We start from the raw sequence: 6,317 nt of genomic DNA, 5'->3' as shown, positions 1-6,317 counted from the left end.
GCCCTCAAAATTCAAAAAGCGCTGTTGGAGAATTTTCGCAGAGACTACCGGCATGTTTCATTCGCAATCACAGATTGGTCTGAGGAATACACGGTTTATAGGTCCGTTTCAGAAAGTTAAACCACAGATGAACACAGATGAAAATGCCGGCGGGACGCCGGCGGTACAGCAATTTCACATCCCAATCGTTAGCCCAACCATTCGTAAAGTTTTCAAGAAGAGTCTTGGTTTCAGTCCAGGCTGAAACAACAAATGGACCGATCAACAGAAAAAGGATTACAAGAGTGTCCGGATAATCGACGTATAGCTAGCATACTCGGCCCCATGGGCAAGGCTATACGCGCCCATAATAATTTTGGAAAAAGAAACCAAGGACTGTTAACTTCATGACCACCCGCTTCTTCTACGCGCCCTCAACACGATTGTGGGGCGTAAATCCCACGAAAACAAGGCAGACGAATGCTCTATCGCACAATTTGTTGTCAAGTGTTGATGTTTTCTTCGACGAATGTAATGGGCTTTACAATCTACGATACTGAGGCTTGCATAGATCAGTTTGTGGCATAGTTTGGCTGTTAAAGATTCATCGGATAATTCGAATGGATGCTGAAAACCAAATTCTTATTTCGAACGCTCATCCGAAGAACTGGGTAAATCCCAAACCAGAAGAGCGCTACAATCTCGTCGTGATCGGCGCGGGGACAGCGGGACTCGTCTGCGCAGCAGGGGCCGCGGTTCTTGGCGGAAAGGTAGCTCTTGTGGAGAGGCATTTCATGGGCGGGGATTGCCTGAATACGGGATGTGTTCCCTCCAAAGCACTCATTCGTTGTTCGAGAGCCGCCGCAGCCGTTGCTTCTGCTAATCAGTTTGGCATTCAGACCTCCAATTCCGTAATTGATTTCGAAAGAGTCATGAAACGGGTTAGATCAGTGCGAGCAAAAATCAGTTTCCATGATTCTGTAAAGCGATTTACAGATCTGGGGGTGGATGTGTTTCTTGGTCAGGGCAGTTTCGTCAATGAACAAACGATTTCCGTTGAAGGAGCGCTGCTTCGCTTCAAGAAAGCTGTAATCGCTACAGGAGCGCGCCCCGATGTTCCAGAAATTCCTGGATTGAAAGAGGCCGGATATTTTACGAATGAGACGATTTTTGAAATCACTTCTTTACCGGAACGGCTTGCGGTAATCGGTGGTGGCCCACTCGGCTGCGAGCTCGCGCAGGCATTTGCGCGGCTCGGATCACAGGTATTCGTCTTTCATAATAAAGATCACATTCTGGACCGCGAAGATGCTGACGCCGCAGAGGTTTTGCAGACCGTTCTGACGGCTGAGAACATTCAGCTTTTTTTGAGCTCCCAAATTTCAACAGTTGAGAAAAACCAAAGCCGGCGCATTCATTTCTCGGTGAATGACAAAGAGCAAACAATTGAAGTAAGCGATATCCTTGTTGGCGCCGGCCGGGTTCCAAATACGGAAGGTTTAAAACTGGAGGCAGCAGGCGTCCAATACAACTCTCGCAAAGGCGTTCTGGTGAACGATTACCTTCAAACAACAAACAAACGGATCTACGCCTCAGGCGATGTTTGCATGCGATGGAAGTTTACGCATGCAGCCGAAGCCGCATCCACCATCGTTTTGCAGAATGCTCTTTTTCATCGCCGAAAAAAACTAAGCTCACTTTCCATGCCATGGTGCACTTATACCGACCCCGAGATCGCACACGTCGGAATGTATGAACAGGACGCCAAAAAGAAAGGTATAGAAGTAGCAACATTCAAAGTTCCCTTAAAGGATGTGGATCGGGCCATCACCGATGGCGAAGAGCTGGGCTTCATCAAGATTCACACAAAGAAATCAACGGATCAAATTCTTGGCGCCACGATCGTCGCTGCCCATGCCGGGGAAATGATTAATGAGATTACCCTTGCAATGACAAACGGAGTCGGCCTGAAGAGGCTCGCATCCGTCATTCACCCTTATCCTACGGAATCGGAAGCTGTTAAGCATGCTGCAGTGTCTTATTACCGAGCCCGATTGACGCCTGTGGCCAAGAGAATTCTCACAAAATGGCTTGAGTTGACCCGTTGAGCTTTGTGGCAGATAGTTCATCAAATGCTCTTTTTGTTTCTTCGTTTGAGATACAAAGGAACAAAAAAGAAGGCCCCCGCGATGATTAGAATGGAATCAGCATTTTCTGGATTTCACCAGTGGAGACTCTTTCTCCAAGATAACAAAACAGAAAAGTCGCGGGGATTATTCCCACAATGGTCGCTAACAAGTAACTCCCAAAAGGTATCCTCGCGAATCCTGCTGCAAATGAAACTAGATCATAAGGAGGGCCCACTGGTGACAATCGAATTAAAAAAATGGTTTTGAAACCTGCCTTTCTGATTTTTTCTAATACCTCACTCATACTCTTCCTTTCCTTCAACCAATCCTGAAACTTGCCATCACCGAGGACATGCGCTATGTAATATGTAAGGACTGCATTTATAGTAGCCCCCAAAACCGTCAGCAGCGTTCCAAGCCATACGCCGAAAATTGCTCCGCCAACCACTGTATAAGCTGTCGGAGGTACCGGAATAAAAGGTCTCAGAGATAGACCATACACAACGACAAAAAGAAGCGCCGCTTTAAGCGGTCCAACAGACTTCAAATAACCTCGGATTCTCTCGGGCGCTACGAGTTCATCTAGATCAAGAGCAAAGATAGCAATTCCTGTTGAAACGACGATTGCCAGTACAATGATTTTCTTGATCATGCCATCGCTAAATTGATTTGGATTGAGTCTTCTCGCACGACAACTCCGAATTTCTGGCAGAAAGGCGAAAACACTTTTGCGTTTCTGCAGGAATGACTGGCCAAAGCTTCTTGAATCAAGGATCTGTCGTTTGGCTCAAATTAGCATCGGATCATTATGCGCTTATCTGGACCAGTCTTCCAGGCTGAGATGTTTAACTCTCCGGAACTCTCGCGTATTGTTAGTAACGAAAGTTAGGCCATCCGTGAGCGCTTGCGCGGCCAGCAGGAGATCGTAAGCCCCGATCGGAGTTCCCGCCTTCTCCAGGTGCGCGCGCAGAGAGGCGGCGCGATACGCATGCTGTTCCTTGAAGGTGAGAAGCGAGAATGGTCTCAAAAAGCTTTTGATTTCAGGAAGCAGCCGATCTCGCTGCTCACTCTTTTCACATCCGGTCAGCAACTCGTAGACCGTAATTACAGAAACATACAAATCGGAAGGCTTCGTTTTTACCAATCTGGAATAGACTGAACCCGGTTTCTTTTTGAGCACATACGAGCAGATGTTCGTATCGAGTAGATAGGGCATATACGGCTTTCAATCAAAACTAAAATCGCGCTTCTGCATTCGAGGCTGCTGTCTGCCTTTTGGAAGGAAATCCTTTCCGAATGGCTTCCAACTGCTCCACCATTCTTCCCAGGAAAATTCTTCCACCGGCTCTAAAATTACAGACTTCCCTTCGCGCCTTACTGTAACTTCTTTTACAGAATCAAAACGCATTTCCTTTGGTAATCGAACTGCCTGGCTGCGGCCGTTTCTGAACAATCGCGCTGTTTTCATAAGGTAAGTATATGCCTGCGGCATATGCCAGTCAACCGTTCGGAGGCGGAAGCTAGCTTCCGAAAAGCCGTCGAAGTGGATTCATCGAACAGAACCGCGTTTATCTCCCAGTATTGCGAAGGACGTCCGGAACTACAAAGAGAGGTAGAACTCCCTTCTTTTTGAGAAGTATGAAACGCTGGGAAGGTCCTTCCAGCGTAACCGTCCCGTTGAAATCCGATCAGATCGGTCCTTACCGGTTGATCCGTAAAATCGGCGAAGGTGGGATGGGAGTTGTTTATCTCGCTGAGCGATCCGATGCTCAATATCGCAAACAGGTCGCGGTAAAAGTTGTAAAACAAGGATGCGACTCTCAAGAAATTCTGCATCGATTTGGTCAGGAACGCCAGATCCTTGCAGCGCTCGAACACCCCAATATCGCCAGACTCTTGGATGCAGGGACCACGGATGATGGCCTCCCGTTTTATGTCATGGAGCACGTTCAGGAACACCGATTGATCAGTACTCGGATAACCGATGTCTCACTGCGGCCGATCGTTTGAATCTGTTTCGAACCGTTTGTTCAGCCGTTCACTACGCTCACCAAAATATCGTAGTGCATCGTGACATAAAACCGGGAAATATTCTGGTGACTTCGGATGGAGTTCCAAAGCTTCTGGATTTTGGAATTGCAAAAATCCTTTCCCCTGACAATGATCGTTCCGACTTAACCGCGAAAGGGTTTCGTGTGATGACTCCGGATTATGCAAGTCCGGAACTTCCCTTGCATGATATTCAAACAACGGCAAACAGGGCTCAGCGGATTTCCATGAAGCTGTGAATGAATACAAAAAAAGCTTGTACGAAAGGCCCTGGATGCTGCCAACCAAGACTTCAATGTGGCCGCCGCAAGTCTGGGAATTCATCCCGCTCATCTTTATCGACTGGTGCGAAGCCTCAAACTCGATGGGCCCAAGAAAGCATCCTGATTTGACTTCGGGTTCGCTCGAATTCAACATCGATTGAAAATAAAGGTGGCCCTGGACGGACTTGAACCGCCGACCTTCGGTTTAGGAAACCGCTGCTCTGTCCAGCTGAGCTACAGGGCCAAGATCGTCGATGCGACTGCGCGTCTGGCGCGCTTGTGCGCTTCGAAAGTTTGATTCATTATATCGTGCAAAGGATACAAGACTGTAAAGTAATATAATCTTCCAAAGAGTGACCCCACAAACCATTTCGCATTACAAAATCCTGAGCAAACTTGGCGCCGGAGGTATGGGCGAAGTCTATCTGGCGGAAGATACGAAGCTTGGTCGGAAGGTAGGAATCAAGTTTTTGGCTCAAGAACTGGTCGAAGATGAAGTGGCCCGGAAGAGATTGATCCGCGAGGCACAGGCTGCCGCGACACTCGATCATCCGAATATTTGCGGCGTTTACGAAGTCGGCGAGGAAGATGGGCTCACCTTTATCGTAATGCAATATGTTGAGGGTCAAACACTCGCGGAACGAATGCAATCGAAACATCCCGAAACTCGAGAGATCTTAGAGCTTGGTTTGCAAATTGCCGAAGCGCTTTCGGAAGCCCACGGCAAGGGAATCATCCACCGCGATGTGAAGCCGCAAAATGTTCTCGTAAATTCACGCGGTCAGGTCAAAGTAATGGATTTCGGCCTTGCAAAATCAACTGCGCCGGAATCCAACGTAGATAGCCAGATGGATACACGAACCACATTGACTCAAACTGGTTCCGTCGTAGGCACTCTCCTTTATATGTCTCCAGAACAACTTCGCGGAGAAAAGTTGGATACCCGTTCGGATACCTTTAGTTTTGGAACTCTCTTATACGTGATGGTTAGCGGACATCATCCTTTCGCGGGCACAAATCAGGCGGATACCATTTCGGCAATTCTCACCCGCGATCCTCCCTTGCTTTCTCGTTATGCTCCGGATCTGCCATTGGAGCTGCAGCGAATCATTTCGAAAGCAATGTCAAAAGATCGTGAAAAACGATATCAGAGCATGAAGGATTTATCTCTTGATCTCCGCACGTTGCGCGATCGACTGGAATTCGAGGCAAAACTGGTTAGTTCTGAACTAACATCAGGGCAATCGAGGATTTCGGGACAAATTCCAACCCGTAAGCGCTTCATGCTTTATCACGCTTTGTTGGCGGCATTGGCCATCGGAGTAGGAGCGTTCATCGTTTACAAATTTGCAGGCAGAGGAGAGGCGATTCAGACTTTAGCCGTCCTGCCCTTTGTGAACGTTAACGCAGATCCGGATGTGGAATATCTGGTTGATGGAATTACTGAAAGCCTGATTAACAGTCTTTCACAGTTGAAGAATTTTACAGTGATGTCGCGCAGTTCCGTTTTCCGCTATAAGGGTCGTGAAGGAGATGTACAGGCCGCAGGGAAGGAGTTAAATGTGCAGGCTGTCCTTACCGGACGCGTAATTCGTCGAGGTGACGAGCTCGCGATCAGCACAGAACTGGTTGATGTCCGAAAAAATACCAGCATTTGGGGAGACAAATACAATCGCAAAATGTCTGATATTCTCGCGATTCAAGAAGAAATATCCCGCGAAATCTCTGAAAATTTGCGCATCGAGTTAAGCGGGGAAGAAAAACATAAATTGGCAAAGCGTTATACGGACAACCCGAAGGCGTACGAACTATATCTGAAAGGACGTTACTTCTGGAACAAACGTCGAAACCCGGATTATTTGAAAAGTCGTGATTATTTTCAACAAGCGATCGAACT

Annotated in this window: 5 protein-coding genes, 1 tRNA gene and 1 pseudogene; 3 read left to right on the top strand and 4 right to left on the bottom strand. The window is 47.6% G+C overall.

What is annotated here, in order from left to right; all coding sequences use genetic code 11:
• Window positions 1-599: 599 nt before the first annotated feature.
• On the top strand, window positions 600-2,087 hold the full coding sequence (locus tag L0156_04985; protein ID MCI0602347.1) for a mercuric reductase: 1,488 nt from the start codon (window positions 600-602) through the stop codon (window positions 2,085-2,087).
• Window positions 2,088-2,172: 85 nt separating this feature from the next.
• On the opposite strand, the gene L0156_04980 is transcribed toward L0156_04985, so the two are convergent.
• From L0156_04980 to vapB, 3 genes are all read right to left on the bottom strand, one after another.
• Complete coding sequence (locus L0156_04980; protein ID MCI0602346.1) at window positions 2,173-2,760, bottom strand: VTT domain-containing protein; 588 nt, start codon at window positions 2,758-2,760, stop codon at window positions 2,173-2,175.
• 162 nt (window positions 2,761-2,922) lie between these two features.
• Entirely contained in the window at window positions 2,923-3,324 is a 402-nt protein-coding gene (locus L0156_04975) for a type II toxin-antitoxin system VapC family toxin (GenBank protein ID MCI0602345.1), read from the bottom strand.
• Between the two features lie 9 nt (window positions 3,325-3,333).
• Window positions 3,334-3,576 carry a type II toxin-antitoxin system VapB family antitoxin gene (gene vapB / locus L0156_04970; protein ID MCI0602344.1) on the bottom strand — a complete coding sequence of 81 codons (243 nt, stop codon included), beginning with the start codon at window positions 3,574-3,576 and terminating at the stop codon, window positions 3,334-3,336.
• Window positions 3,577-3,842: 266 nt separating this feature from the next.
• On the opposite strand from vapB, the pseudogene L0156_04965 reads away from it, so the two are divergent.
• Window positions 3,843-4,396: pseudogene (locus tag L0156_04965) on the top strand (serine/threonine protein kinase).
• Between the two features lie 194 nt (window positions 4,397-4,590).
• Here the strand turns inward: L0156_04965 and L0156_04960 are convergent.
• Window positions 4,591-4,664 (bottom strand) — tRNA-Arg (locus tag L0156_04960).
• Window positions 4,665-4,830: 166 nt separating this feature from the next.
• Here L0156_04960 and L0156_04955 point away from each other — a divergent pair.
• On the top strand, window positions 4,831-6,317 hold a 1,487-nt coding region (locus L0156_04955), incomplete at its 3' end, for a serine/threonine-protein kinase (GenBank protein ID MCI0602343.1).

The sequence above is a fragment of the bacterium genome, assembly GCA_022616075.1.
In the GTDB taxonomy this organism is placed as follows: domain Bacteria; phylum Acidobacteriota; class HRBIN11; order JAKEFK01; family JAKEFK01; genus JAKEFK01.
Note: the sequence above shows the minus strand (reverse complement) of the source record. Positions and strands in the feature narration are given on the sequence as shown.